The sequence below is a fragment of the Erythrobacter sp. SG61-1L genome, from assembly GCF_001305965.1.
In the GTDB taxonomy this organism is placed as follows: Bacteria; Pseudomonadota; Alphaproteobacteria; order Sphingomonadales; family Sphingomonadaceae; genus Andeanibacterium.
The window spans coordinates 1073553-1098377 of the sequence record NZ_JXQC01000003.1; the positions used below are offsets into that span (position 1 = coordinate 1073553).

Annotated in this window: 28 protein-coding genes; 14 read left to right on the top strand and 14 right to left on the bottom strand. The window is 62.2% G+C overall.

Translation table 11 applies throughout. The annotated features are described in order from the left end of the window. Positions 1-11: 11 nt before the first annotated feature. A complete protein-coding gene (dnaJ, locus tag SZ64_RS05505) occupies positions 12-1142 on the bottom strand; it encodes a molecular chaperone DnaJ (protein ID WP_054529896.1) in 1131 nt (376 codons plus the stop codon). Between the two features lie 73 nt (positions 1143-1215). Next, a complete protein-coding gene (dnaK, locus tag SZ64_RS05510) occupies positions 1216-3135 on the bottom strand; it encodes a molecular chaperone DnaK (protein ID WP_054529897.1) in 1920 nt (639 codons plus the stop codon). Positions 3136-3299: 164 nt separating this feature from the next. Here dnaK and SZ64_RS05515 point away from each other — a divergent pair, with 164 nt between their 5' ends. After that, positions 3300-3806, top strand: coding sequence for a copper chaperone PCu(A)C (locus SZ64_RS05515; RefSeq protein ID WP_054529898.1), 507 nt, complete (start codon positions 3300-3302; stop codon positions 3804-3806). Between the two features lie 155 nt (positions 3807-3961). Continuing rightward, positions 3962-4297: a vgr related protein gene (locus tag SZ64_RS05520; RefSeq protein WP_347230256.1), complete on the top strand. Its 336-nt coding sequence runs from the start codon at positions 3962-3964 to the stop codon at positions 4295-4297. Here SZ64_RS05520 and SZ64_RS05525 read toward each other — a convergent pair. Then, positions 4294-4569, bottom strand: a complete 276-nt coding sequence (locus SZ64_RS05525) for a hypothetical protein (RefSeq protein ID WP_054529900.1) — start codon at positions 4567-4569, stop codon at positions 4294-4296. The two genes, SZ64_RS05520 and SZ64_RS05525, sit on opposite strands and share 4 nt — an antisense overlap. Before the next feature lie 184 nt (positions 4570-4753). On the opposite strand from SZ64_RS05525, the gene SZ64_RS05530 reads away from it, so the two are divergent. Then, on the top strand, positions 4754-5431 hold the full coding sequence (locus SZ64_RS05530) for an isochorismatase family cysteine hydrolase (protein WP_054529901.1): 678 nt from the start codon (positions 4754-4756) through the stop codon (positions 5429-5431). Positions 5432-5478: 47 nt separating this feature from the next. After that, on the top strand, positions 5479-5877 hold the full coding sequence (locus SZ64_RS05535; RefSeq protein WP_054529902.1) for a hypothetical protein: 399 nt from the start codon (positions 5479-5481) through the stop codon (positions 5875-5877). Between the two features lie 10 nt (positions 5878-5887). On the opposite strand, the gene grpE is transcribed toward SZ64_RS05535, so the two are convergent. The 3 genes from grpE to SZ64_RS05550 are packed head-to-tail and all read right to left on the bottom strand — an operon-like array spanning position 5888 to position 8232. Continuing rightward, positions 5888-6457 carry a nucleotide exchange factor GrpE gene (gene grpE / locus SZ64_RS05540; RefSeq protein ID WP_054532108.1) on the bottom strand — a complete coding sequence of 190 codons (570 nt, stop codon included), beginning with the start codon at positions 6455-6457 and terminating at the stop codon, positions 5888-5890. Positions 6458-6475: 18 nt separating this feature from the next. After that, positions 6476-7519 (bottom strand): heat-inducible transcriptional repressor HrcA, encoded by a 1044-nt coding sequence (gene hrcA / locus SZ64_RS05545; protein ID WP_054529903.1) that lies wholly within the window; start codon positions 7517-7519, stop codon positions 6476-6478. Positions 7520-7575: 56 nt separating this feature from the next. After that, on the bottom strand, positions 7576-8232 hold the full coding sequence (locus tag SZ64_RS05550) for a DUF6438 domain-containing protein (protein WP_162225044.1): 657 nt from the start codon (positions 8230-8232) through the stop codon (positions 7576-7578). Here SZ64_RS05550 and rph point away from each other — a divergent pair. After that, on the top strand, positions 8192-8905 hold the full coding sequence (gene rph, locus SZ64_RS05555; RefSeq protein WP_054529905.1) for a ribonuclease PH: 714 nt from the start codon (positions 8192-8194) through the stop codon (positions 8903-8905). The two genes, SZ64_RS05550 and rph, sit on opposite strands and share 41 nt — an antisense overlap. After that, the gene (gene rdgB / locus SZ64_RS05560; protein WP_054529906.1) at positions 8902-9528 is read left to right on the top strand and encodes an RdgB/HAM1 family non-canonical purine NTP pyrophosphatase; all 627 of its coding nucleotides are present in this window, start codon (positions 8902-8904) and stop codon (positions 9526-9528) included. Before rph ends, rdgB begins: the two co-directional genes overlap by 4 nt. A gap of 13 nt (positions 9529-9541) precedes the next feature. Here the strand turns inward: rdgB and SZ64_RS05565 are convergent, their stop codons facing one another. Beyond that, on the bottom strand, positions 9542-10057 hold the full coding sequence (locus SZ64_RS05565) for a CAP domain-containing protein (RefSeq protein WP_054529907.1): 516 nt from the start codon (positions 10055-10057) through the stop codon (positions 9542-9544). Positions 10058-10102: 45 nt separating this feature from the next. Here SZ64_RS05565 and hemW point away from each other — a divergent pair, with 45 nt between their 5' ends. After that, the gene (gene hemW, locus SZ64_RS05570) at positions 10103-11254 is read left to right on the top strand and encodes a radical SAM family heme chaperone HemW (protein ID WP_054529908.1); all 1152 of its coding nucleotides are present in this window, start codon (positions 10103-10105) and stop codon (positions 11252-11254) included. Further along, complete coding sequence (locus tag SZ64_RS05575; protein WP_054529909.1) at positions 11251-12150, top strand: tyrosine recombinase XerC; 900 nt, start codon at positions 11251-11253, stop codon at positions 12148-12150. Before hemW ends, SZ64_RS05575 begins: the two co-directional genes overlap by 4 nt. Here the strand turns inward: SZ64_RS05575 and SZ64_RS05580 are convergent, their stop codons facing one another. After that, on the bottom strand, positions 12151-12417 hold the full coding sequence (locus SZ64_RS05580; RefSeq protein ID WP_054529910.1) for a DUF1294 domain-containing protein: 267 nt from the start codon (positions 12415-12417) through the stop codon (positions 12151-12153). Between the two features lie 132 nt (positions 12418-12549). Here SZ64_RS05580 and SZ64_RS05585 point away from each other — a divergent pair, with 132 nt between their 5' ends. Then, entirely contained in the window at positions 12550-13980 is a 1431-nt protein-coding gene (locus tag SZ64_RS05585; protein ID WP_054529911.1) for a hypothetical protein, read from the top strand. Positions 13981-14134: 154 nt separating this feature from the next. Here the strand turns inward: SZ64_RS05585 and SZ64_RS05590 are convergent, their stop codons facing one another. Continuing rightward, positions 14135-14740: a DedA family protein gene (locus SZ64_RS05590; RefSeq protein WP_054529912.1), complete on the bottom strand. Its 606-nt coding sequence runs from the start codon at positions 14738-14740 to the stop codon at positions 14135-14137. A 149-nt stretch (positions 14741-14889) separates the two neighbouring features. On the opposite strand from SZ64_RS05590, the gene SZ64_RS05595 reads away from it, so the two are divergent. After that, positions 14890-15639, top strand: coding sequence for an SDR family oxidoreductase (locus SZ64_RS05595; RefSeq protein WP_054529913.1), 750 nt, complete (start codon positions 14890-14892; stop codon positions 15637-15639). Between the two features lie 17 nt (positions 15640-15656). Here the strand turns inward: SZ64_RS05595 and gshB are convergent, their stop codons facing one another. The 3 genes from gshB to rsmI are packed head-to-tail and all read right to left on the bottom strand — an operon-like array spanning position 15657 to position 17848. After that, the gene (gene gshB, locus SZ64_RS05600) at positions 15657-16613 is read right to left on the bottom strand and encodes a glutathione synthase (RefSeq protein ID WP_054529914.1); all 957 of its coding nucleotides are present in this window, start codon (positions 16611-16613) and stop codon (positions 15657-15659) included. A 39-nt stretch (positions 16614-16652) separates the two neighbouring features. After that, positions 16653-17003, bottom strand: coding sequence for a YraN family protein (locus tag SZ64_RS05605; protein ID WP_054529915.1), 351 nt, complete (start codon positions 17001-17003; stop codon positions 16653-16655). Further along, positions 17000-17848 carry a 16S rRNA (cytidine(1402)-2'-O)-methyltransferase gene (gene rsmI / locus SZ64_RS05610; protein WP_054529916.1) on the bottom strand — a complete coding sequence of 283 codons (849 nt, stop codon included), beginning with the start codon at positions 17846-17848 and terminating at the stop codon, positions 17000-17002. The genes SZ64_RS05605 and rsmI overlap by 4 nt, the downstream gene beginning before the upstream one ends. Positions 17849-17884: 36 nt before the next feature. On the opposite strand from rsmI, the gene SZ64_RS05615 reads away from it, so the two are divergent. Together SZ64_RS05615 and parE are read left to right on the top strand one after the other, a co-directional pair. Further along, positions 17885-19036, top strand: a complete 1152-nt coding sequence (locus SZ64_RS05615; RefSeq protein WP_054529917.1) for a penicillin-binding protein activator — start codon at positions 17885-17887, stop codon at positions 19034-19036. 57 nt (positions 19037-19093) lie between these two features. Then, positions 19094-21100, top strand: coding sequence for a DNA topoisomerase IV subunit B (gene parE, locus SZ64_RS05620; protein WP_054529918.1), 2007 nt, complete (start codon positions 19094-19096; stop codon positions 21098-21100). Between the two features lie 33 nt (positions 21101-21133). Here the strand turns inward: parE and SZ64_RS05625 are convergent, their stop codons facing one another. Further along, positions 21134-22120 (bottom strand): TerC family protein, encoded by a 987-nt coding sequence (locus tag SZ64_RS05625; protein ID WP_054532109.1) that lies wholly within the window; start codon positions 22118-22120, stop codon positions 21134-21136. Positions 22121-22211: 91 nt separating this feature from the next. Continuing rightward, positions 22212-22394 carry a DUF465 domain-containing protein gene (locus SZ64_RS05630; RefSeq protein ID WP_054529919.1) on the bottom strand — a complete coding sequence of 61 codons (183 nt, stop codon included), beginning with the start codon at positions 22392-22394 and terminating at the stop codon, positions 22212-22214. A gap of 282 nt (positions 22395-22676) precedes the next feature. Between SZ64_RS05630 and SZ64_RS05635 the strand changes: the two genes are divergently transcribed. Together SZ64_RS05635 and SZ64_RS05640 are read left to right on the top strand one after the other, a co-directional pair. Beyond that, entirely contained in the window at positions 22677-23966 is a 1290-nt protein-coding gene (locus SZ64_RS05635) for a serine hydrolase (RefSeq protein ID WP_054529920.1), read from the top strand. A 2-nt stretch (positions 23967-23968) separates the two neighbouring features. Further along, on the top strand, positions 23969-24811 hold the full coding sequence (locus tag SZ64_RS05640) for a MoxR family ATPase (RefSeq protein ID WP_054532110.1): 843 nt from the start codon (positions 23969-23971) through the stop codon (positions 24809-24811). Positions 24812-24825: the final 14 nt, after the last annotated feature.

The window sequence follows — 24825 nt, forward strand, 5'->3', positions numbered from 1 at the left end:
AAGCGGCACCGTTACTCGGTCAGATCATTCCAGGCGCTTTTGATCCGGGCGAAGAAGCCCGCGCTTTCGGGACATTCTTCGCCGGTTTCGGTTTCCTGAAACTCGCGCAGCAATTCCTTCTGCCGGGCACTGAGGCGGGTTGGCGTCTCGACTTGAATCTCAACAACCAGATCGCCACGCCCTCGCCCCTGCAGCACGGGCATGCCCGCACCGCGCTTGCGCAACTGTTTGCCGGACTGGATGCCGGCCGGAATGTCGATTGAGTGCCGTTCGCCATCGAGGCCAGGAATTTCCACACAGCCGCCAAGAGCAGCGGTGGTGAAACTGATCGGCATGCGGGTGAACAGCGAAGTTCCCTCACGCTCGAACACACCATGCCGCGCGACGTGGACGAAGATGTACAGATCGCCCGGAGGCGCACCCTGCGGCCCAGCCTCACCCTTGCCAGCGAGCCGGATGCGAGTGCCATTGTCCACACCCGGCGGAACGACGACTTCGAGCCGCTGGACTTGATCCACCCGGCCTTCGCCCCGGCAATGCTTGCACGGGCTTTCGATCACCTGCCCGTGGCCATGGCATGTCGGGCACGGTCGTTCGATGACGAACATGCCCTGTTGCGCGCGCACCTTGCCGCGTCCGCCGCACAGATTGCAGGTCCGCTTGCCGGTGCCCGGTTCCGCCCCGGTTCCGTCACAGGGTTCGCAAGCAACCGAAACTTCGACTTCGATTTCGGTGTCCTTGCCGTGGAATGCCTCTTCCAGGCTCACCTGCAAATCGTAACGCAGATCGGCGCCGCGGCGCGGGCGCTGCCTTGCGCCACCACCGAATGCACTGCCGAAAATCGTTTCGAAAATATCGCCTATGTCGCCGAAATCGGCACCGGGGCCAGCGCCATAGCCACCGCCGCCGCCTTGCTGGAAGGCAGCATGACCGAACCTGTCATAGGCCGCACGCTTTTGCGGGTCTTTGAGGCAGTCATAGGCTTCGTTGATTGACTTGAAGCGTGCTTCAGCCTCGGCATCTCCCGGATTGCGATCCGGGTGATATTTCATGGCGAGCTTGCGATAGGCGGCCTTGAGAACCTTCTCATCCGCCGTGCGCTCAACCTCGAGCAGCTCGTAATAATCGATCTCGGTCGACATAGCCTTGTCCCGATAAACCTAGCCGCCGCCGACGCATCTTGCATCAGCGGCGGCCGGCATTTCCATCAGGCGATCAGCCCTTGTTGTCTTCGTCGACTTCCGAGAACTCGGCGTCCACCACGTCCTCGCCAGCAGAAGAGCTGTCAGCGTCTGCAGAAGGCGACGCGGCCGAAGCCTGTTCCTTCTCGTAGATCGACTGGCCCATCTTCATGGCCACTTCGGTGAGCGCCTGCGTCTTGGCGTTGATCGCCGCAACGTCGCCGCTTTCGATCGCGGTCTTGGTTTCGGCAATTGCCGCTTCGACCTGGCCCTTCAGATCGGCGTCGATCTTGTCGCCATTGTCAGCAAGCTGCTTCTCGGTGGCGTGTACGAGGCTGTCCGCATTGTTGCGGGCCTCGGCCGCTTCGCGCCGCTTCTTGTCTTCTTCGGCGAACTTTTCGGCATCCTTGACCATCTGGTCGATGTCATTGTCCGAAAGGCCGCCCGAGGCCTGGATGCGGATCTGCTGTTCCTTGCCGGTGCCCTTGTCCTTCGCGCTGACATTCACGATGCCGTTGGCGTCGATGTCGAAGGTCACTTCGATCTGCGGCACCCCGCGCGGAGCGGAAGGAATGCCGACAAGGTCGAACTGGCCGAGCAGCTTGTTGTCCGCCGCCATTTCACGTTCGCCCTGGAAGACGCGAATGGTCACAGCCTGCTGATTGTCCTCGGCAGTCGAATAGACCTGGGTCTTCTTGGTCGGGATCGTGGTGTTGCGGTCGATCATGCGGGTGAACACGCCGCCCAGCGTTTCGATGCCCAGCGAAAGCGGGGTCACGTCGAGCAGCAGAACGTCCTTCACGTCGCCCTGAAGCACACCCGCCTGAATGGCGGCGCCCATGGCCACGACTTCATCCGGGTTCACGCCGGTGTGCGGCTTCTTGCCGAAGAACTTTTCGACGACTTCGCGCACCTTGGGCATGCGGGTCATACCGCCGACCAGCACGACTTCGTCGATCTCGGCAGCCGAAACACCCGCATCGGCCAGCGCCTTCTTGCAGGGCTCCAGCGTCCGCTGGATCAGCTTGTCGACCAGCTTTTCAAGATCGGCGCGGGTGATGGTTTCCACCAGGTGCAACGGCGTGGTGTTGCCGCCTTCCATGCGCGCGGTGATGAAGGGCTGGTTGATTTCGGTGGTCTGCGCGCTCGACAGCTCGATCTTGGCCTTTTCGGCAGCTTCCTTGAGGCGCTGCAGGGCCAGCTTGTCGCTGCGAAGGTCGATGCCTTCCTTGTCCTTGAACTTGTCGGCCAGATATTCGACGATCGCGCCGTCAAAATCTTCGCCGCCCAGGAAGGTGTCGCCATTGGTGGACTTCACCTCGAACACGCCGTCCCCGATTTCGAGCACGGAAACGTCGAAGGTGCCGCCGCCAAGGTCGTAAACGGCGATGGTCTTGCCGTCTTCCTTCTCAAGGCCATAGGCAAGCGCCGCAGCTGTCGGTTCGTTGATGATGCGCAGCACTTCGAGGCCCGCGATCTGGCCGGCATCCTTGGTTGCCTGGCGCTGCGCGTCGTTGAAGTAAGCCGGAACGGTAATCACCGCCTGGGTGACCGTTTCACCGAGATAGCTCTCGGCCGTTTCCTTCATCTTCTGGAGAATGAAGGCGGAAATCTGCGAAGGCGAATAATCCTCGCCACCGGCATTCACCCACGCGTCGCCATTCTTGCCCTTCACGATGGTGTAGGGGACAAGCTCGGTGTCCTTCTTGGTCACCGGGTCGTCAAAACGGCGGCCGATAAGGCGCTTCACCGCGAAAACGGTATTATCCGGGTTGGTCACCGCCTGGCGCTTTGCCGGCTGTCCGATCAGACGTTCGCCATCCTTGGTGAAAGCGACGATCGAGGGCGTGGTGCGCGCCCCTTCAGAGTTCTCGATAACCTTGGGCTTGCCCCCATCCATCACTGCAACGCAGCTATTGGTCGTACCCAGGTCGATCCCGATAACTTTGGCCATGTATTTCCCATCCTGTGCTTCATGTTGGACACCGCGCAGTTCGCTTCCCCCGTGAGGCAAAGCGGCTCGGCGGCTCGTTCACAGGCGCGATATAGGGTCGGTTTTCCTTGGCACAAGAGAGGGCGGCGACTAGAAATTGACGAAACTGTGTGAGGAATAACCAGATGAAATCGGTCCGTATTGCCGCCGCAGCGCTTTCGCTTGCCTCTCTGGGCCTTGCCGGGTGCCAGCAGGAAGCTGCCGAGCCGACGGCGGCAAGCGGGCAGGAAGGCGCGGAAGCCGCGCCTGAGGCACCAGCCGGTATCGAGATTTCCAACGGCAGCCTGATGCTGCCTGCCGTGAAGGGCAATCCGGGCGCGGTCTATTTCGACCTTTCGAACAAGGGCGAGAGCGACATCTCCATCGTGGGCGTCTATGTCGATGGTGCGGACAGCGCGATGATGCATCAGACGATGAAGACGGACGGCATGAATTCCATGAAGGACATGTCGGAAGTGCCGGTACCCAAGGGCGGCAGCGTCAAATTCGAACCGGGCGGCAATCACATCATGGCGATGGACCTTTCCGATACGCTGACGCCGGGCACTTCCACCGATGTCACACTGACCTTCGCCAATGGCGACAAGGCGAGCTTCACGGCCGCTGTGCGAGCCGCCGGGGACGCGCGCTGACGCCTTCGCCGCATGCCTGCCCGGCCGGCGGCGAACGACCGCTGACGCCGGGGGAGATTACCCTCGCCCGCTCGATCTTCGGCAATGCAATTGATTACGCGCCAGTGCGGATCAGGCGGCGCAAATGGTTCCCCTTTCAGCCCCGCAAGACAGTGATGGCCCCGCGCGGCCACCTGCATTTCCATCCTGACGGCCCCGCCTATTGCGACGATTTTGCCAAGGCCTCGCTCGGGGCGCAGGGCCTGTTTATCCATGAGATGGCCCATGTCTGGCAGCATCAGTCCGGCATGTTCCTGCCTTTCCGGCGGCTTCCGTTGAGCCGCTACGCTTACGCACTAAGGCCGGGATGGCCGCTCCACCGCTACGGCATAGAACAGCAGGCGGAGATCGTCCGTCATGCTTTCCTGCTGCGCAACGGCGCAAGCCTTCCCGGCGCTACCGATGCGAAAGCCTATGAGGCGCTGGTCGATTTTCCGGGCGCAAAACCCTAGCGGCGACGATGCCGGCAGCGGACCTCATATTCCCGGCCGCGATCGTCGCGACGATAGCATTTGCCATCCTTCTCGATCAGCGCGCCGCCCACTGCGCCGACGCCAGCGCCGATTGCGGCCGATTCTCCAACATTGCCGCCGCTCAGAACGCCGACACCTGCACCAACCGCCGCACCGGCCAGCGCGCCCTCGCCTGCATAATTGCTCGCACAGGCGCCGAGGGCCAGTGCCGAGGCCATCGCAGCCGGAATCAAAAGAGTTCTGCGGGTCATGTCATTCACTCCCGTTACGACCCCCGTTTGCCCTTGGAAATGAAACGCCCGGCGCGGGCCGGCGGTTGCACGGCTTGCCCTGCCGTGGAGTCAATTCACCGCGTTCGCAGAGTTTGTACCGATTGCGGCGACGCCTGCTTTGCGCCCATATTGCGCAAAACAAATCAAACCGGAGAGCCCTGAAATGCCGCATGAAGTCGATCATTCCGCGATTCTGGACCGCCTTGCCGCCACACGCGGCGGAGTGCGCAACAGCTTCGACGATCTCGACCCTGCCCGCACTGCCCACCTGATCATCGATATGCAGAACGGCTTCATGGAAGAAGGCGCGCCGGTGGAAGTGCCGATGGCGCGGGACATCGTGGAGAATATCAATCGAATCTCGGCCGTCATGCGTGAGACAGGCGGGCAGAACGTGTTCGTCCGCTTCACCACGCCGCCGCAAGGATCGCCCAGCTGGTCAAACTTCCATGTTCGCATGGGGCCCGGAGCGGAGGCGCACAGGGAGGCATTCACGCCCGGCGCACACTACTGGCAGCTATGGCCTGAGCTGGATGTACTGGACGAGGATCTGGTGATCGAAAAACAGCGGTTCAGCGCCTTTACTCCCGGGACGAGCGATCTCAACGCTGCCCTGCGGGAACGCGGGATCGACACAGTGCTGATTTCAGGAACGTTGACCAATTGCTGCTGCGAAAGCACCGCGCGCGATGCCATGCAGCACAATTATCGGGTGCTGGTGGCCGCAGATGCCAACGCCGCGCTGAGCGACGAGGAACATGCGGCCACCTTGCACAATATGGCCTTCGTGTTCGCCGATCTGTATTCTACCGACGAAATCGAGGGGTTGTTTGGCGACTAATTATCCACATTAACTGGATTTAATTCCATCAACCATATGTGAATGGGATGAAGAAGAATCCGCCGCTGCAGAATACGGACACGTTTCATAAGGTGCGAAGTCGATTGATCGACGCATTCGCCAAACTGGAACAACGCGTTGCTCTTGCGCTTCATTCAGCGGGAAAACCTGTAAAAGGAGACACGCTCGGTGCTAAATTGACTACACTGAAAGCCCAACCGGGGCACGTAGAGGCAAATTACGACCGTCTGGCTGAGTTAGTGAAGTTTCGAGCCGATCTAGTGCACGGCGTGATGACGTTCGTCGACAAAGACGGAGAACGTTTTGCTTGCTTTCGCAACGCCCGCAATGTGATTTTGCAGGTGCAACCTGCATCGCTGGTCAATTACCGTAGCCTCAAGGAGATGGCCGAGGAGATCGAACGTCTCTCCTCGGCATTCGATTAATCCAGAAACCTCAGTCCGGCTTCTTCGCCACCGCCACCATGGCCGGGCGGAGAAGCCGGTCTTTGATCATGTAGCCAGCCTGCATTTCCTGCACGATCGTGCCCGGCTCCACATCAGCGCTGGGCAGTTCGATCATGGCCTGATGCTGGTTCGGGTCGAGCGGAAGGCCGACAGCAGCAATCCGGCTGATGCCATGGGCGGCGAAGGCCTTTTCCACTTCGCGCTGGGTCGCTTCGATGCCAGTAATGAAGCTCTTGAGCTTCTCGTCCTCGCGCATATCGGGCGAGACGGCGTCAAGCGCGCGACCGAGATTGTCAGCAATGCTCAAAATGTCGCGGGCGAAACCGGTAACGGCATAGGCGCGCGCATCGGCAATGTCCTTTTCGAGGCGACGGCGCACATTCTGCGTTTCCGCCTGGGCATAGAGGACGTCGCGCTGCGTGGTGGCCAGTTCTTCCTGCAGCTTGGCCAGATCGCCAAGCACTCCATCCACTTCGCCCTGATCGAGCAATTCTTCAGGAACTCCAGCGAGTTCCGCGGCTGCCGCTTCGTCCAGCGGCTGCTTCTTGTCGTCGTTCATCGTCATTATCTGTCTGTTCTAGCCGATCAATTTACCCAGAGACTGGGCTGTGAAATCCACCATGGGGACGACGCGCGCGTAATTCAACCGCGTCGGGCCGATCACCCCCACTACGCCAACCACCCTGCCCTCACGGTCGCGATAGGGCGAGGCGATCACCGAAGAGCCCGATAGCGCGAAGAGGCGATTTTCCGAACCGATGAAAATACGGGTCGATTCCGCCTCTCGTGCACTTTCGAGCAATTGGGCGATAGATTGCTTGTTCTCAAGGTCATCCAGCAACTGACGCACACGTTCGATGTCGCCAAGCGCTGTTTCGTCCAGCAGCTTGGCCTGACCGCGCACAATCAGGACCGGGCGCCGCGCGGCATCCTCGCTCCACACCGCAAGGCCACGCTCCACCAGATCGCGGCTTGCCTCGTCGAGCGCCGACTGGCCGGAAGAAATCTCCGTCCGCATCGCCCGCACCGCTTCGGCAAGTGTGCGGCCTGCAAGGCGGGCGGTGATGAAATTGGTCGCCTGTTCCAGTGCGCCAGGCGGCATGCCCAGTGGAAGCTCCAGAAGACGGTTCTCGATCTGGCCGTCCTGACCCACCAGCACGGCCAGCGCGCTGGCGGGTGATAGGGCCACGATATTCATCTGCGCGAGGCGCGGCTCGCGGCGTGGCACCATGACCACCCCTGCAGCGGCCGAAAGATCGGACAGGACTGCGCTGGTCGCCTCCAGCGCCTGTTCAATCGGGCCGGGCTGCGTCAGGTGCCGCTCGATCGCAGCACGCTCTTCCGCAGTCGGCTCCGCCACCTGCATCATCCCGTCCACAAACAGGCGCAGGCCCATCTCGGTCGGCATCCGCCCGGCACTGGTATGCGGCGCGGCCAGCAGGCCCAGCGATTCGAGGTCAGCCAACACCGACCGGATCGAAGCAGGCGAGAGGTTCACTCCGCCTTCCGCCGCCAGCGCCTTCGAGCCAACGGGAAGCCCGCTTGTGAGGTAACCTTCCACCACAAGGCGAAAGATTTCGCGGGCACGTGTGGTCAGTTCGGTGACGGGTGAGGTCTGCATCGTGCCGCCACATCTAGGATGTGTTGGCGCATCAATCCAGAGAGAGGGCGGATTTGCTAACGGCCTTGAGGTTCATATTCGAAGCGATTTTCCTTCGTGCCAACCAGTTCATCCAGCGGCAGTTCCTTCCAGGCGCCATAAAGATCGGGCTTGATTTTCACCGCTTTCGGTTCCGCACAGCCAAGATACCAGCTGAGTGCTTCGGCGCCACCTTCTGACTGCCAGGTCACGCGGACACTGGGGCTATCAGTGCGAACCGGGACGGAGCAATTGTCATAGCCATATTCTACGATTCCCTCCGGCCGAAAGGGTTCGATCCGGGCGAGGAACGCCTTCACCTGTGCCGGTTTGGCAGTGAAGCGATGCTCTCCCTTGGCCGCAACGAACCGGGTTCCTTCAAACACGCCGCTGCCATCGGCATTGAGCGTGATCGAAAAGATCGGGCACGAACCAAAGCAGGCCGTTTCCTCAAACGTCACGCTTTCCGGCGCGGTCCGCGTCTGTTGCGGCACCGTCGCGCAACCGGCCAAGAGAATGGCAGAGAGAGGAATCGCTTGCTTCAGCACCTTGGGTTGGTCCTTTCCTGCGCGAAATCGCGCCTCGCCTTGAAATGGCGGTGGTATCGTGAACGCATGCTGGCTAGGGGAGCGGCACAGTCCAACGGAGTGATTTATGCGACCTTCCGGCCGTGCGCCCGACGAAATGCGCGCCATCGAAATCCAGACCGGTTTCACCAAGCATGCGGAAGGATCGTGCCTGATCTCCTTCGGGGAGACCAAGGTTCTCGTCACCGCCAGCGTGGAAGAACGCCTGCCGCCGTGGCTCAAGGGCAAGGGCGAAGGCTGGGTGACGGGCGAATATTCCATGCTGCCCCGCGCCACCCATACGCGCGGCCAGCGTGAAGCGGCCAAGGGCAAGCAGTCCGGCCGTACGCAGGAAATCCAGCGTCTTATCGGCCGTTCGCTGCGTGCGATCGTCGACCTCAAGAAGCTGGGCGAACGCCAGATCACGGTCGATTGCGACGTGATCCAGGCCGACGGTGGCACGCGTACCGCCTCGATCACCGGCGCCTGGGTGGCGCTGCGTCTGGCGGTCAACAAGCTGATGGCGCAGGGCCTGATCAAGGAAGACCCGATCATCGGCAAGGTCGCGGCAGTCAGTTGCGGCATCTTCAACGGGAACCCGGTGCTGGACCTCGATTATGACGAAGACAGCTCGGCCGATGCCGACGCCAATTTCGTTCTGATCGAAGGCGGCCAGATCGCGGAAGTTCAGGCAACTGCCGAAGGCGCGACCTATGACGAAGAAGGCCTGCTGCGCCTGCTGCGTCTTGCCCGCATAGGCTGCGATCAGATCTACGCCGCGCAGGAAAAGGCTGTGAAGTGACGCGCAAGCTCGCCTCTGGAAAGCTCGTCATCGCGACCCATAATGCGGGCAAGTTGCGGGAAATCTCCGCCCTGCTTGCCCCCTATGGGCTGGAATGCATCTCTGCCGGGGACCTCGGACTGCCCGAGCCGGAAGAGACCGGGACGAGCTTTGTCGAAAACGCGCTGATCAAGGCGCGTGCGGCAGCAGAGGCGAGCGGTTTTGCCGCGCTGGCCGATGACAGCGGCCTTTCGGTAGACGCGCTGGGCGGCCGCCCGGGCGTCTACACGGCCGACTGGGCGGAACGGCAGTGGTTCGAAGGCGAGCCGGGGCGCGACTGGTACATGGCGATGGGCAAGGTGGAAGGCATGCTGGCCGAAAAAGGCCCGGATGCGCCGCGCGACGCCGCATTCCATTGCGTGCTCGCGCTGGCTTGGCCCGAAGGCGAAAGCGCAGTTTACGAGGGCCGTGTCAGCGGCAGCCTCACTTGGCCGCCACGCGGTGCAATGGGCTTCGGCTACGATCCCGTTTTCGTTCCGGGCGGCTTCAGCCAGACCTTTGCCGAGATCGATCCCGAGGAAAAGCACCGCATCAGCCACCGTGCCGATGCCTTTGCCAAGCTGGTGGCGGATCAGTTCGCCTGATCCGGCCGCCCGTTCACTTCCCGACCTTGCTGCCGAACCAGTTGCCCGCAGGCCAGTAACGACAGACGAGCACGTCACGCCCCCTTGCGGTGGCAATTGCGCAGCCGACCTTGCGCGTGTCGGGCCAGATGATCTGGGTGTAATGCGCCACATCTTCCCAGCGGCCTGTGGTCGAGACATCGGGAAAGGTGCCGGGGCGGAAGTCGCGCTTCTCGCCAGTAAAGGCGCCCATCATGTGCGAATGGGAGTAGAACCCGGCGGTCCCCATCCACAAATTCTCGCCAGTCCCTTCCCGATCCGACCAGGAGGAATGGCGCAGTTTACCGTCCTTCGCGAGCTGACGCGCCCACTCATCCGCCTGTTCGGAAAGCTCCGCGCTCCATTCCAGTTTCGGCAGGCGTTCCGCATTGCGGGCCGCGTTGTGGAGCGCGAGAAACTCGCTTGCATCGCTTCCCCCAAGTGGGCTGGCCAATGCGGGAACCGCAGCCAGCAAGGCCGCCAGAAGCAGGAAGGATCGGGCCTTTTCCATGGGTGGAGCTTGACACTTCGCGCTTAATGCTTGCTGAAACACTGCATGGCGCGCGCGCTCTATATCCATTGGCCCTTCTGCCTCGCCAAGTGCCCCTATTGCGATTTCAACTCGCATGTGCGGGACCGTGTCGACGTAGAAATGTGGCAGAATTCCTTGCTTTCAGACCTGCGGCATGAGGCCGAACTGGCGGGCGGCGAGAGGCTGGAAAGCATCTTCTTCGGGGGTGGAACACCTTCGCTGATGCCGCCGCAACTGGTCGCGAAGCTGCTGGAAGAGGCCGAACGCCTGTGGGGCTTCGCACCGGGGATCGAGATCACGCTGGAAGCCAATCCCAGTTCAGTGGAAGCGAGCAAATTCAAGGACTTGTCCGCCGCCGGGGTGAACCGCGTGTCGCTCGGCCTGCAATCGCTGGACGATGAAGCGCTGAAATTCCTGGGGCGACTGCACGATGCCACAGAGGGACTGAACGCGCTCTCAACGGCACAGAGCGCATTCTCAAGGGTCACATTCGACCTGATCTACGCCCTGCCCGGGCAGACGCCGGATGCATGGCGCGCGATGCTGGAACGGGCGCTGGGTTTCGGCACTTCGCATCTGTCGCTTTACCAGCTGACCATCGAGCCGGGCACGCGCTTTGCCACCATGGTGAGGCAGGGCAATTTCACTCCGCTGGACGACGATGCCGCGGCGGACCTGTTCACACTCACCCGCGAATTGACGGCGGCGGCAGGTTTGCCTGCCTATGAAATCTCCAACCATGCCCGGCCGGGTGAAGAGAGCCGCCACAATCTGACCTATTGGCGCTATGGCGATTATGTCGGCATAGGCCCCGGCGCCCATGGCCGCCGCGGCGGCAAGGCAACCGTCCGCCACAAGAAGCCGGAGAACTGGCTGACTGCGATAGAGGCGCGGAACCACGGCATCGCGGAAGAACGGGCACTGGGCCTCAGCGAACAGGCCAGCGAGGCACTGCTGATGGGGCTGCGACTGGCCGAAGGGATCGACCTTCCCGTATTGTCCGCCCGCTTCGGCATCGCCCCGGAAGCGCTGATCGACCGGCGCAGGCTGGATTTCTACGCCGCACAGGGCCTGGTTTCACAGCAAGGCGGAAGGATCATCGTCAGCGAGGCGGGTATGCCTTTGCTCGATGCGCTGCTGGGTGAACTCGTCCCGGCGGAACTCGTTTCCGTATGACCACGCGCGGCGACATCCTCGAGGCGTGGCACGGCCACCTCGCGGAAGGCCGCCGCCGCTCTCCCCACACCGTCCGCGCCTATGTCGCCAGCGCCGCCCGCCTGCTCGATGGGCTGGGCGATACGGACTGGCCAGCCCTCGCCCGGCTGGAAGGCCCTGCCCTGCGCCAGCAGCTTGCATCACGGCGCGCCGAAGGGATCGGCAATGTCTCCGCCGCACGGGAGCTTTCGGCACTCAAGGCCTTCATCGCCTTCGCGCGTGACAAGGCCGGGCTTGCCGATGCGGCCCCTCCCCGCCTGCGCGGCCCCCGGATCAAGAAAGGCCTGCCCCGCCCGGTAACACCGGACGAAGCACTGAATCTGGCCGAGACAGTGGACGAGAACGCGAGCGAAGGCTGGATCGGCACTCGGGACCGGGCAGTGCTGCTACTGCTCTACGGCGCGGGCATGCGTATTTCAGAGGCCTTGTCGCTCACCGGCGGCGATCTGCCGCTGGGCGAGACGCTGACCATCACCGGCAAGGGCAGCAAGCAGCGCGTGGTCCCCATCCTGCCGCTGGTGCGCGAAGGAGTGGCTGCCTATGCCGCTGAATGCCCCTGGCCGCTGAGCAAGGACGAGCCGCTGTTTCGCGGCGCAAAGGGCGGCCCGCTGTCGCAAGGCATGGTGCAGAAGGCCATGGCCCGTGCGCGGCAGGCCTTGGGCTTGCCTGCCACTGCCACGCCCCATGCGCTGCGCCACAGCTTTGCCACTCACCTGTTGGGGGCCGGGGCCGATCTGAGGAGCCTGCAGGAATTGCTCGGCCACGCCAGCCTTGGTTCTACGCAGATCTACACCAAGGTGGATGCCGCCACCCTCCTCGACACTTATCGCAAGGCGCATCCGCGTGAGCGTGGCTGATCAGTAGAGATACCAGCCTACGATACCGCCGATTTGCAGCACCCCGATCAGTTGAAGATGGGTGGAGAACGGCTCCTTGCGGGTCTTGTGGCGGAACATCCGACGCGCAGCAAAGGCTGCAGGTGTCCCGCCGATCAGGGCAAGGCCCAGAAGGTCCGCTTCCGGAATGCGGCGCATGCCCGCAATCGCATACCTCTTGTCCTGCCAGAAACGCAGGACGGTCAGCAGATTGATGAGGATCAGGGCGACGAGGACGATCGTGAACATCGCGAAATGATTGGCCGAAATGCGTAAATATTCCGATTCCTGGCCCCTGCCGGAGAACCCCTAAGAATCCGCTGGCGAATTGGTAGCGCTGAGGCATAGTCCCCCAGTCATCGACATGGTGTGGGGGCACGCTTGGGACAGGAAATCAGTTCCGCAGGTTTTGAAGAGGCCGATTTTACCCGCTTTTCCGCTCAGCTTGGGCGCGAGACTGCACGGCTGATGGAGCTTCATGCGGCCAACCAACTTTCGAAGCAGGGCACCCGCATCGGGCTGGAGCTGGAAGCATGGCTGATTGACCGGAACTACTTCCCCGCCCCGCATAATCAGACTTTCCTTGAGCGGCTGGGCGATCCCTTCGTGGTGGCCGAATTGTCGCGCTTCAATGTGGAAGTGAATGCCTTTCCGGAAATGCTGGAAGGCAATGGCCTGCTGGCCATGGAACACCATCTGGACGCGACCTGGAAACGTTGCATCGCCAATGCGCATGAGGATGTGGATACGGTGGTTGCCATCGGCACTCTGCCAACCCTGCGCGAAAGCGATCTTTCGCTGGCGAACATGACCCCGTCCAACCGCTATGTGGCGCTCAACAATGAGATGATCCACTTGCGCGGCGGGCGTCCGCTGGCAATCGACATCGATTGCCACGATCCGGCGGGCGAGCATCTGAAAACCACGCATCTCGATTGCATGCTGGAAGCGGGCACCACTTCGTTCCAGCTTCACTTGCAGGTTCCGCCAGAGCGGATCGGGCCGAACCTCAATGCCTCCATGATCCTCAGTGCGCCGCTGATCGCACTGGCCGCCAATGCTCCGTTCCTGTTCGGCAAGCCTTTGTGGCACGAGACGCGCATTCCGCTGTTCGAACAGGCAATCGAGCAGGCAGGTGACGACAGGGCGCTCCACCGCGTGACTTTCGGCACTGGCTATGCGGGTTCCGATCCGACGGCGATCTTTGCCGAGAACCTCGACCGTTACCCCGCCCTGCTGCCCCTATGCGGCGACGGGGAAGACCAGTTCCCCTGCCTGCGCCTGCATAATGGCACGATCTGGCGCTGGAACCGCCCGCTGGTGGGCTTCGACGACGATGGCACACCGCATCTGCGCATCGAACAGCGCGTGATGCCCGCCGGGCCGAGCGTGATCGACATGATCGCCAATGCCGCCTTCTATTACGGCGCGGTGTTCATGCTGGCGGATCGCTGCGCTGCGCCGGAGGATGAACTGCCTTTCGAGGCGGCGCGCAGCAATTTCTACGCGGCGGCGAAACACGGCATGGAGGCGGAAATCCGCTGGTTCGACGGCGAGGTCCATCCAGTTCGCAATGTGCTGAAAAAGCTGGCTCCGCTCGCCCGCGAAGGGCTGGAAGAACAGGGCGTGCCCTCTGATCTGATCGACCGTTATCTGGACATCGTGGATCAGCGCATCGCCTCCGGCCAGAATGGCGCGGCGTGGCAGCTCGCCCATTTCCGCAAACATGGCGACCTGTTCCGCCTCACCGCCGATTATCTGGAGCATCAGCGCAGCGGCATGCCGGTGCATGAATGGCCGCTTGGGGATTGAGGGGGCGGGAGTCCGGAGTTCGATCCCGCCAGGTTGGATTCGTCATTGCGAGCGGCAAAGCCGCGCGGCAATCCAGAGTCCAATGCGCTTCCGCCCTGGATTGCCGCGGGACCGTTGGTCCCTCGCAATGACGAAAAATCCGACGTAACTGTCCCTAGCGATCCCTGCGCGGCTTCCAGGTGATGACCCGCCAGAGATAGCCGGCAAGGCCCACGGCCAGCCCCCCGATCACGATCCAGTCCAGCCATTGCTGGGATTCCTCGAAATAGCGGCCCAGCCAATGCCCGCCGCCAATCAGCAGCACGTTCCACACCCCGGCTCCGGCGAATGTGTAAGCGAGAAACCTGCCATGTTTCATATGTGCAAGCCCGGCAGGCAGCGAGATCATCGTGCGTAGCAGGGGCGAGAAACGCAGGATAAATACCACCCATTGCCCGTGACGGCGAAAGAAGAGGCTGGCCTGTTCAATGTCTTCCCATTCCACTGTCAGCCACCGGCCCCAGCGGTCCACCAGCGGTTGCAGGCGGCGATAGCCCCATTTGTCCCCGGCAAGGAACCAGACGTAATTACCGAGCGTGGAACCGATAGTGCCCGCAATCAGCAGGGGCCAGAAATCCATGGTACCGCGCGCCACGGCGACCCCGCCCAGCCCCATGATGAGTTCGGAAGGGATCGGGGGAAACACGTTCTCGATCACCATCAGGAACGCAATGCCCAGATAGCCGCCTTGCTCGATCACATGGAGGATGAATTCATTCATGATGCGGGCAGTGGAACCTTTGCGGGCGGGCCGTCCGCCAGTCCTTGGCGGCAGGCGGCCAAAAGCTTGTCTTGCCATTCGGGAGAGGTGACGCGGATCGGCACAGGCCCTAGCACTGGCGAAATTCCAGTCAAAGGTAGGATCGGATCATGGGAAGCCAAGGGCGCCTTGCAGGAAAGATCGCACTCGTCACCGGCGGATCGCGCGGGATCGGTGCGGGCATCGTCCGCCGCTTTGCCGCTGAAGGGGCGAAGGTGGCCTTCACCTATCGCGCTTCGGCGGATGCTGCGCGGCAGATCGTTGAGGAAATCGAGGTGGATGGCGGCAATGCCCTTGCGATTGAGGCCGATAGTGCCGATGCCGCTGCGGTGGAGCGCGCGGTTGCCGGCACGGCCGATCATTTCGGCGGGCTGGACATTCTGGTCAACAATGCGGGCGGCGGAACGCCCGAACTGATCGGTGAAGCAACCCTCGCCAATTACGAACATATCTTTGCCGTGCATGTTCGGGCCGCCTTTGTCGCCATGAACGAGGCTGCCAAGATCATGCCTGCGGGCGGGCGGATCATCACTATCGGCAGCATCAATGCCCGGCGGCTGCCCTTCACCTATGGCGCGCTCTATTCCGCCACCAAGGCCGCACTTGTGGGCCTGACCAAGGGCGCGGCGCGCGATCTCGGGCCGAAGGGGATCACCGTGAACGTGATCGAACCCGGCCCGATCGACACCGATCTCAATCCGGCGGACGGCCCCTGGGCGGCCCCTGCCCTCGCCGCTCTGGCAACGGGCAAGTTTGGCGAAGCCAGCGACGTGGCAGGCCTCGCAGCCTATCTCGCCAGCGAGGAAGGCCGCTTCATCACCGGCGCCGAACTGGCGATAGACGGCGGCTATTCGATCTGAGCCACTGAGCGGCAGGCTCAGCTGCGGCCGAGCCTGCCTTCGATGGCGTCCCAGATCATACCCGCAGTATCGGTGCCGTTGAACTTGTCGATGGCGACGATGCCGGTCGGCGAGGTCACGTTGATTTCGGTGAGCCACTTGCCGCCGATCACATCGATACCGACAAAGATCAGGCCCAGTTCCTTCAGGCGCGGGCCGAGCGCGGCGCAGATTTCCTCTTCACGCGGCGTCAGGCCAGTTGCTTCGGCCGAACCGCCGCGCGCCAGATTGGAACGGAACTCGCCCTCGCCCGGACGACGATTGATGGCGCCGGCCACTTCGCCGTCCACCAGCACGATGCGCTTGTCGCCTTCAGCCACTTCGGGGAGGAAGGGCTGGACCATATGGGGTTCGGGCCAGGTCTGGTTGAAGACTTCGATCAGGGCGGAAAGATTGTCCCCGCTTTCGGGCACGCGGAAGATCGCCTTGCCGCCATTGCCGTGGATCGGCTTCACCACCACCGCGCCGTGGCGCTTCTGGAACGCACGCACTTCCTCGACCGAGCGGGTGACGAGCGTGGGCGGCATGAACTGGCGGAAATCCAGCACGAAGACCTTCTCCGGCGCATTGCGAACGCTGACCGGATTGTTCACCACCAGAGTCTCTTTCTCGATCCGTTCGAGCAGGTGGGTCGCAGTGATATAGCCCATGTCGAAGGGCGGGTCCTGCCGCATCAGGATCACGTCGATGTCCTTGCCCAGATCCATGCGCCGTTCCTCGCCCGCAGTGAAATGGTTGCCCACTTCGCGCTGGACCGTCACCGGCTTCAGCATGGCATGCAGCCGGTCGTTCTCGTCCAGTGTCAGCGATCCGACATCGTAGTGGAACAGCTCATGCCCGCGCGCCTGCGCACTCAGCATCAGGGCGAAACTGGAATCGCCGGCGATATTGATGCTTTCGATAGGGTCCATCTGGACGGCGACGCGCAGGGCCATCGGCTGGTCTTTCTGTTGTCTTGTCTGGGCGGCAACCCGTCAGGGCTGCCAGGCGTTGACGATGTGGCGTGGGAAGCGCCCCGGCGCAAGGAGCAGGACGTCGATCCTGATCGAATCCTTCGACTTTTGATAGCGATGGGCTACAGCCTCCACGGCTGCAGCCACCCGGCGCAGGCGGTATTCGTCGATTGCATTATCGAGATCGTCGCCCCGCTTGCGCCACTTTACCTCGATGAAGGCCACGGTGCGGCCGCGCCGGGCGATCAGGTCGATTTCGCCGCGCGGTGTCTTCACTCGCCTGTCGAGCACCCACCAGCCATGAAGGTTGAGCCAGAGGGCAGCGCGAACTTCCGCCATGCGGCCCAGCTTTTCGGCCTGAGCGCGGCTCACCGGCTCTTCAGCTCCATGGCGCGGGCATAGAGCATCTTGCGATCCAGCCCGGTGGCCTTCGCCACCTGCGCTGCCGCCTGAGACGGCTTGTCATGCTCCAGCGCAGCGATCAGCAAGGCATCGGCATCCACCTCGCCCGCAGGCTCATCCCCCGGAGGGGCCACCATCAGCACGATCTCGCCCCTGGGCGGATGCGCCTCGTAATGGGCGATCAGTTCTGCCGGAATGCCGGTGCGGCATTCCTCATGCAGTTTGGTCAGTTCTCGAGCCACGGCGACATCGCGCCCAGGTAGAACCTCGCCAATGGCCTCCAGCGATTTGGCAAGACGGGGCGCGGTTTCGTAGAAGATCAGCGTTGCCGGAACTCCCGCCAGTTCAGCCAGTGCGTCTCCGCGCGCCTTTTCCTTCACCGGCAGGAAGCCCGCGAACAGGAAGCGATCATTAGGCAGGCCCGACAGAGTCAGCCCGACAATCGCCGCACTGGCGCCCGGCAGGCTGGTAACGGCAATACCTTCATCCCGCGCGTCCCGCACGAGGCGATAGCCGGGGTCGGAAATCAGCGGCGTGCCCGCATCGCTCACCAGTGCGATTGCCTGACTGCGCATGGTTTCGAGCAGGCGGGCGCGGTCCTTTTCACCGCTATGGTCGTCATATCGCCACAGCGGCTTGCGTATATCGAGATGTTTCAGCAGCTTGGCAGTTACGCGGGTATCCTCACACGCGATTGCATCACACCGCGCCAGCACATCGGCTGCCCGCATCGTGATGTCACCGAGATTGCCAATCGGCGTTGCAACAATATAGAGCCCCGGTGTCAGGGACGGTTCACGTTCGGCGCTGGACATTCAGGCCTTGTGGACAGGATTGCAGGGAGCGGCAAGATGTTGGGTGGAGCAATCAATCGGCGCAGGGCGCTGGCCATTGCGGCCATGGTGCTTCTGGCGGGCTGTAAGGTCATCCCCAAGGTCGAGCCGGGTCCGCCCCCAGCCCCGAAGCCCACCGAAGGCGCCCTTCCCACCGATACGGACCGCCACCGGGTTGCCCTGCTGGTTCCGCTGTCGGGCGCCAACGCCGATGTCGGCCAATCCATCGCCAATGCCGCGACGATGGCACTGCTCGATACCAATGCCGAAAACCTGCGCATAACCACTTATGACACGGCAACCGGGGCGGACAGTGCCGCCGCGCGCGCGCTGGCCGATGGCAACAAACTGATCCTCGGCCCGCTGCTTGCCGACGATGTGATGCCGATCCTGTCCCGTGCACGCCCTGCCAAAGTGCCGCTGATCGCTTTTTCGAACGACACTTCGGTCGCGACGAATGACGTGTTCGTGATGGGTGTCAGCCCGGAACAATCCATCGTACGGACGATCGACTTTGCCAAAACACTCGGCACCAGGAAGGTTGCCCTGTTGGTTCCCGAAGGCGAATATGGCGCGCGGGCCGAAAGCGCGTTCCGCTATGCCCTGTCGCAAAGCGGGCTGACACTTGCCGGCCGGGAGACTTACGACCGCGGCAACACCTCCATCGTCAGCGCTGCCAAGCGTCTGAGGGCAAAGGGCGGGTTCGACACCCTGCTGATCGCGGAAGGGCCGCGCCTGTCCATTCAGGCCGCCGGTGCCGTGCGCGCGGCCAATGCTACGTCTCCGCTGCTGCTGGGCACTGAATTGTGGGGCGGCGATGCCAGCCTCGCCAATTCCGCATCGCTGCGCGGGGCGCTCTATTCCACCATTTCCGATGGGGGCTTCGGCCAGTTCGCGGAGAGCTACAAGAGCCGCTTCGGTTCCACGCCGCACCGGATCGCCACGCTTGGATACGATTCCGTGCTGCTGACCCTGCGCGTCGCGCGCGACTGGAAACCGGGCCAGACATTCCCCCTCGCCCGGATGCGCGACAGCGGCGGCTTCCTTGGGGTGGACGGCCCCTTCCGTTTCCGTGCGGATGGCGTTGTCGAACGCGCGATGGAAGTGCGCCAGTTCAACAAGGGCAAGATCGACGTGGTGTCGCTTGCACCCGATCGGTTCGAGGACTGACGATAACCCGCGCAACCTGCTTGTGAAGGCGCGATTCCGCGCCTTATAGCTGCATCGATGTCCGACGATCTGTTCGAAAACGCGCCTGCCGTCAGCGGCGATTACAACGCTTCCTCGATCGAGGTTCTCGAAGGCCTCGAACCTGTCCGCCGTCGCCCCGGCATGTATATCGGCGGCACGGACGAACGTGCGCTGCACCACCTCGCCGCCGAAGTTCTGGACAACGCAATGGACGAAGCGGTGGCAGGCTATGCCAACCGCATCGAAGTGATGTTGGAGGAAGGGCCGGAAGGCAGCGCCGGGCGGCTGACCATCGTCGATAATGGCCGCGGCATTCCGGTTGACGAACATCCCAAGTTTCCGGGCAAATCCTCGCTGGAAGTGATCCTTTCCACGCTCCATTCCGGCGGCAAGTTCTCCGGCAAGGCCTATGCAACCTCGGGCGGCCTGCACGGCGTGGGCGTGAGTGTGGTGAACGCGCTTTCCAGCTTCACCCGCATCGAAGTGGCGCGGGAGAAGCAGCTTTACGCGCAGGAATTCGGCCGGGGCATCACTCTCGGGCCGTTGCAGAAGCTCGGCCCTACGCCCAACCGGCGCGGAACCAGCGTCAGCTTCGTGCCCGATAACGAGATTTTCGGGGATCAGAAGTTCAAGCCGCAGCGGCTGTTCAAACTCGTCCGCTCCAAGGCCTATCTGTTCGCCGGGGTTGAAATCCGCTGGAAATGCGCTGCCTCGCTCACCAGCGAAAACGTTCCGGCAGAGGCCGTGTTCCAGTTTCCCGGCGGGCTTGCCGATCATCTGGCTGAACAGGTGGAAGGCCGCGAATGTGTGACCGCGCAATTCTTCAGCGGCAGCCAGGAATTCCCGGCAGGCCCGGAAGGCGAACAGATGGGCCGGGTGGAATGGGCCATCGCGTGGCCGCTCTGGTCCGATGGTTCCTACAGCTGGTACTGTAACACCGTGCCCACGCCCGATGGCGGCACACATGAACAGGGCCTGCGCGCCGCGCTGACCAAGGGCATCCGCGCCTTCGGCGAACTCACCGGCCAAAAGAAGGCCAAGGACATTTCTGCCGACGACATCGTCACCGGCAGCGAAGTGATGTTGTCCCTCTTCATCCGCGATCCCCAGTTCCAGAGCCAGACGAAGGACCGGCTGACCTCACCAGAGGCCGCGCGGATGGTCGAAAACGCGATCCGCGACCATTTCGACCACTTCCTCACCGACAATATGGAACGCGGCCGTGCGTTGCTGGGCGCGGTGATGGAGCGGATGGACGAACGCCTGAAGCGCAAGGCCGAGCGGGAGATCAAGCGCAAGACCGCCACCAACGCCAAGAAGGTCCGCCTGCCCGGCAAGCTGACCGATTGCTCCGGCGAAGGCGATGGCGAAACTGAACTGTTCATCGTCGAAGGCGATTCCGCAGGCGGCAGCGCCAAGCAGGCGCGCGACCGCAAGACGCAGGCGATCCTGCCGATCCGCGGCAAGATTCTCAACGTGGCCAGCGCAACGGCCGACAAGATCCGTGCCAATCAGGAAATCGCCGACCTGCAACTGGCGCTGGGCTGCGGCACGAAGAAAGACTGCAACCCCGATAATCTCCGGTATGACCGCATCATCATCATGACCGACGCCGATGTGGACGGCGCCCATATCGCGACACTGCTGATGACGTTCTTCTTCCAGGAAATGGCGGAGATCGTGAAGCGCGGGCACCTCTTCCTTGCCCAGCCTCCGCTCTACAAGCTGACCGCTGGCAAGGAGAGTACTTATGCCCGCGACGAGGCCCATCGCGCGGAACTGGAAGCGACCCAGTTCAAGGGCAAGAAGGTGGAAGTCAGCCGCTTCAAAGGCCTTGGCGAAATGAACCCGCAGCAGTTGCGGGAAACCACGATGAACCCGGCCTCCCGCGGCCTGATCCGCATCACCCTGCCCGCCGAGCACGAACAGCGCTTCGCCGTGAAGGAACTGGTCGACCAGCTCATGGGCCGCAACCCCGAGCACCGCTTCAATTTCATCCAGAACAGAGCGGGCGAACTGGACCGGGACCTGATCGACGCCTGAGCGTTCGACCGGGCACCGGCCCAATTCGTCACATCAGGCGGTCGCCCCGCCTTCTTCCTTGCCCGTCTTCCAGAGTGACCAGAGCACGCCGCCAAGGATCAGGGCGAAGGTCACTCCCAGACTGAGCGCGGGAGGAACCTTGCCGCTTTCCGTCAGGAAATCGCCGATGAAGATCTTGGAGCCGATGAAGACCAGCACCAGAGCCAACGCATATTTCAGATAGTGGAAGCGGTGCACCATCGCGGCGAGCGCGAAATAGAGTGCGCGCAGGCCGAGGATGGCCATGATGTTGCTGGTGTAGACGATGAAGGTGTCTGTCGTGATCGCGAAGATCGCCGGGACGGAATCCACCGCGAACACAAGGTCGGCCAGATTGATCACCACCAGCGCCAGGAACAGGGGCGTTGCCGCGAGTGCCAACTTGCCCGTCTTCACATCTGCTTCCCGCACGAAAAAGCGCGGGCCATGCAGTTCCTTCGTGATCCGCATATGGGTGGAGAGCCATTTGATCAGCGGATTGCGCGATATGTCAGGCTCGTGGTCGGCTGCCCACAGCATCCTGATGCCGGTGAAGATCAGGAAGGCTGCGAAGATATACAGGGTCCAGTAGAATTCCTGAACCAATGCCGCGCCCACCGCGATCATCAAGCCGCGCAGCACGATCACTGCCAGGATACCCCATAGCAGCGCCCGATATTGATAGCGCGGCGGGATGGCGAAGAAGGTGAAGATCACCGAGATGATGAAGACATTGTCGATGGACAGCGCCTTCTCGATGAAAAAGCCGGTGTAGTATTTCATGCCCAGATCCGGCCCTCGCTCGAACCAGACCCACAGGCCGAACAGCAGCGCCACGCCGATATAGAAGGCGGACAGCTTGAGCGATTCCTTCACGCCCATTTCCTTGTCTTCCTTGTGCAGGAAGCCGAGGTCAAACGCGGTCAGCCCAATTACGATCACGCCAAATGACAGCCAGAACCAGACTGGCGTGCCCAGCCAGTCCGCAAACAGAAGTTCCATGATGATGTCCCCAAAATGCACGGCAGGCGCGCAAACGCATCATCGCCCGCGGCGGCCGGCGCCACGGGCGATCTGCTTCAATTTTCCTGTGTCAGCTTGCGCCTTGGCTGGCGGGCTTCCGCAACAGGCGTGCCATGCGGTCCTTCACGGCGAGCTTCAGCTTCTTGAGCCGAACCACTTCCAGTGAATTGCGGCCACGCCACTGCTCGGCAACGCGCAGGGCGTTATCCAGCTTCTGGTGCTTTTCCATCAGGCTGAACAGACGATTGGACATATCAATGCTCCCTTCGAAACGACGATTGCGTTTTGATCGGATGCACCGAGCCTGATCCGATGCTCGAGGAAGGGGGGATTGGAACCCGGACCCGGCATCGGTGCTATCCGATGCGGTCCGACATCACGCAGCTCAGCCCTTAGAGGCTGGAGCCGCGCCAGAGGGGCCCGGTCCGCAGTACCTATTTGGGGACAATCGGTTGCGGGTTCAAGGGGGATGAAAAGGAAATTGTTCAATGGGCGGCCAGATTGCATGTTGGGCGCGATCCGCTAGCGTTGCGGCATGAGGATTCTGATCGCCGCCTGTGCCCTCGCCCTGGCCATGCCCTCCATGGCATTCGCGGAAGATGATACTTCCGCGCTTGAAGATGCCAGAACTGGCCGGGCAGAGGATATTCGTGCGGTGCTGGAAGGAATTACCCCGGCGGAACGCGTCTTCTCGCCCACCTTCCTTGCCAGTGTTCCGGCCTCGCAGCTCAAGGCTATCGCCGATCAGCTCGTAGCGGGCAATGGCCCGATCCGGGCGGTGGATGAAGTATCTTACAAGGGCAATGGCGCCGCCACGTTCGATCTGGTGTTCGAAAAGGCTCGCGCATCAGCTTCGCTGCAACTCGACAGTCAGCAGCCCTATCTCGTCACCGGATTTCGCATCGGGGCAGTCACCCCCATCGGCGATACGCCGATGAAGATCATGGCCGAGATCGGTGCCTTGCAGGGCAAGACCGGCTTCGGGGTCTATATACTCGACGGGGATGAACCCCGCTCCGCACTGACCGCAAAGCCGTTCGAGCAAATGGCCATCGGTTCGGCCTTCAAGCTCTATGTCCTCTCAGCACTGGCGCAGGAGATCAGGGCGGGCAAGCGGCGGTGGAGCGATGTGGTTACGCTCGATGCACCTTCGATCCCCAGCGGGCAGATGCAGAACTGGCCCACAGGCGCGCCGGTGACATTGCAGACACTTGCGACCATGATGATCTCCATCAGCGATAACACGGCCACGGACGTGCTGATGCGCACCCTTGGGCGGGAGGCCATCGAAGCGGAACTGATCGCCTCTGGCCATGCCGAACCACCTGCCACCCTGCCCCTGCTGACCACGGTGGAATTCTTCGCCCTGAAGAGCGACCCAGTAAAAACTGCCGCCTACAGGGCTGCGGACAGTGCCGGGAAACGGGCGCTGCTGGCGCAATGGGCACCCGCGCTGACCGCGGACAATGTCGATGTCGGCAGGTTCATCGGCAGCGGCCCCACGGCTATCGACAGCATCGAATGGTTCGCTTCGGCCGAGGATATTGCCCGAATCTATCAGCGGCTGCGCGATATGGCCGATCCGACAGCGATGGCGATCCTGGGGATCAACACTACCCTGTCCCCCGCCGAAGCCGCGCGATGGGATTATGTAGCCTATAAGGGAGGTTCGGAGACCGGCGTGATCGACCTTTCCTGGATGCTGAAAGACAAGCAAGGCCGCTGGATGGTCGTCACCATGGCCTGGAACAACCCGGAACAGGCTGTAGACGATGCCGCTTTCCTTGCCCTTGGCCACCGCCTGATCGGGATTCTTCACCAATGAGCCTGCGCTTCGAAGGAACGGCGAATTACATCGCCACGCAAGATCTGAAGGTCGCCGTGAATGCAGCAGTGCTGCTGCGCCGCCCCCTGCTGGTGAAGGGGGAGCCGGGCACGGGCAAGACAGTGCTGGCGCATGAAATCGCCCGTGCCATCGACGCCCCGCTGATCGAATGGAACGTGAAGTCCACCACCAAGGCGCATCAGGGCCTCTACGAGTATGACGCTGTTGCCCGCCTGCGTGACGGTCAGCTGGGCGATCCACGCGTTCACGAGATTTCGAACTACATCAAGCGGGGCAAATTGTGGGAAGCCTTCACCTCCCCGCGCCTGCCCGTGCTGCTGATCGACGAGATCGACAAGGCAGATATCGAGTTCCCGAACGACCTGCTGCAGGAACTCGATCGCATGAGTTTCGACGTTTACGAAACGCAGGAACGGATCGAGGCGAAGGAACGGCCCATCGTGGTCATCACTTCGAACAATGAAAAGGAACTGCCAGACGCCTTCCTGCGCCGCTGCTTCTTCCACTACATCGCCTTTCCCGACCGGGAGACGATGCAGGCCATTATCGACGTCCACTTCCCCGGCATCCAGCAACGGCTGGTGAAGGAGGCGCTCGATCTGTTCTACGACATTCGCGAAGTGCCGGGGATGAAGAAGAAACCCTCGACCAGCGAGCTACTGGACTGGCTCAAGCTGCTGCTGAACGAGGATATGCCGCTGGAAGTGCTGCAGAGCCGCGACCCGGCAAAAGCGATCCCCCCGCTCCACGGCGCCCTGCTGAAGAACGAACAGGACATCATGTTGTTCGAAAGGCTCGCCTTCATGCATCGCCGGGGAAGCTGACGGCAGGTCAGCTT

Bases quoted from the DNA above. Each gene is read 5' to 3' on its own strand.
- dnaJ (WP_054529896.1), bottom strand. From the start codon at position 1,142: ATGTCGACCGAGATCGATTATTACGAGCTGCTCGAGGTTGAGCGCACG.
- dnaK (WP_054529897.1), bottom strand. From the start codon at position 3,135: ATGGCCAAAGTTATCGGGATCGACCTGGGTACGACCAATAGCTGCGTT.
- SZ64_RS05515 (WP_054529898.1), top strand. From the start codon at position 3,300: ATGAAATCGGTCCGTATTGCCGCCGCAGCGCTTTCGCTTGCCTCTCTG.
- SZ64_RS05520 (WP_347230256.1), top strand. From the start codon at position 3,962: ATGGCCCCGCGCGGCCACCTGCATTTCCATCCTGACGGCCCCGCCTAT.
- SZ64_RS05525 (WP_054529900.1), bottom strand. From the start codon at position 4,569: ATGACCCGCAGAACTCTTTTGATTCCGGCTGCGATGGCCTCGGCACTG.
- SZ64_RS05530 (WP_054529901.1), top strand. From the start codon at position 4,754: ATGCCGCATGAAGTCGATCATTCCGCGATTCTGGACCGCCTTGCCGCC.
- SZ64_RS05535 (WP_054529902.1), top strand. From the start codon at position 5,479: ATGAAGAAGAATCCGCCGCTGCAGAATACGGACACGTTTCATAAGGTG.
- grpE (WP_054532108.1), bottom strand. From the start codon at position 6,457: ATGAACGACGACAAGAAGCAGCCGCTGGACGAAGCGGCAGCCGCGGAA.
- hrcA (WP_054529903.1), bottom strand. From the start codon at position 7,519: ATGCAGACCTCACCCGTCACCGAACTGACCACACGTGCCCGCGAAATC.
- rph (WP_054529905.1), top strand. From the start codon at position 8,192: ATGCGACCTTCCGGCCGTGCGCCCGACGAAATGCGCGCCATCGAAATC.
- SZ64_RS05550 (WP_162225044.1), bottom strand. From the start codon at position 8,232: ATGGCGCGCATTTCGTCGGGCGCACGGCCGGAAGGTCGCATAAATCAC.
- SZ64_RS05565 (WP_054529907.1), bottom strand. From the start codon at position 10,057: ATGGAAAAGGCCCGATCCTTCCTGCTTCTGGCGGCCTTGCTGGCTGCG.
- hemW (WP_054529908.1), top strand. From the start codon at position 10,103: ATGGCGCGCGCGCTCTATATCCATTGGCCCTTCTGCCTCGCCAAGTGC.
- SZ64_RS05575 (WP_054529909.1), top strand. From the start codon at position 11,251: ATGACCACGCGCGGCGACATCCTCGAGGCGTGGCACGGCCACCTCGCG.
- SZ64_RS05580 (WP_054529910.1), bottom strand. From the start codon at position 12,417: ATGTTCACGATCGTCCTCGTCGCCCTGATCCTCATCAATCTGCTGACC.
- SZ64_RS05590 (WP_054529912.1), bottom strand. From the start codon at position 14,740: ATGAATGAATTCATCCTCCATGTGATCGAGCAAGGCGGCTATCTGGGC.
- SZ64_RS05595 (WP_054529913.1), top strand. From the start codon at position 14,890: ATGGGAAGCCAAGGGCGCCTTGCAGGAAAGATCGCACTCGTCACCGGC.
- gshB (WP_054529914.1), bottom strand. From the start codon at position 16,613: ATGGCCCTGCGCGTCGCCGTCCAGATGGACCCTATCGAAAGCATCAAT.
- rsmI (WP_054529916.1), bottom strand. From the start codon at position 17,848: ATGTCCAGCGCCGAACGTGAACCGTCCCTGACACCGGGGCTCTATATT.
- SZ64_RS05615 (WP_054529917.1), top strand. From the start codon at position 17,885: ATGTTGGGTGGAGCAATCAATCGGCGCAGGGCGCTGGCCATTGCGGCC.
- parE (WP_054529918.1), top strand. From the start codon at position 19,094: ATGTCCGACGATCTGTTCGAAAACGCGCCTGCCGTCAGCGGCGATTAC.
- SZ64_RS05625 (WP_054532109.1), bottom strand. From the start codon at position 22,120: ATGGAACTTCTGTTTGCGGACTGGCTGGGCACGCCAGTCTGGTTCTGG.
- SZ64_RS05630 (WP_054529919.1), bottom strand. From the start codon at position 22,394: ATGTCCAATCGTCTGTTCAGCCTGATGGAAAAGCACCAGAAGCTGGAT.
- SZ64_RS05635 (WP_054529920.1), top strand. From the start codon at position 22,677: ATGAGGATTCTGATCGCCGCCTGTGCCCTCGCCCTGGCCATGCCCTCC.